The sequence below is a fragment of the Shewanella sp. AC91-MNA-CIBAN-0169 genome, assembly GCF_040310165.1.
Lineage (GTDB): Bacteria > Pseudomonadota > Gammaproteobacteria > Enterobacterales > Shewanellaceae > Shewanella.
Window position 1 is genome coordinate 1 of the sequence record NZ_JBEOPM010000122.1, and the last position, 269, is coordinate 269.

The following is a 269-nucleotide window of genomic DNA, read 5'->3' on the forward strand; positions in this document are numbered from 1 at the left end:
ACTTGAGGCCGTTGAAGAAAATAGCGTGAGCCTGACAGGACGTCAGGCTAGCTTTCGCGGTACAGGATGTACCATCGGAAGCGTTAGCATTTTCACTCTTTATTACAAGATGGACCGAAGAAGGTTACAAATAAAGTTAAAAGCTGGATCTATTTCCGTCGCAATTTTTTCGCTGCTGTTGTTTGGTTAAATAGCGAAAATGTTGCCGGAACGGCAGGGGTGATCCAAGAGGGGATTGCTGTTGATCCCCTTTTGGCCCGTGCAGGGTG

General features: G+C 47.2%; 1 protein-coding gene. It reads left to right on the top strand.

Features of this window, described 5'->3' with window-relative positions; translation table 11 throughout:
• Positions 1–190, top strand: a 190-nt coding sequence (locus AAEY98_RS22370) for a hypothetical protein (protein ID WP_351019787.1), incomplete at its 5' end; no start/stop codon positions are given.
• Between the last annotated feature and the right edge of the window lie 79 nt (positions 191–269).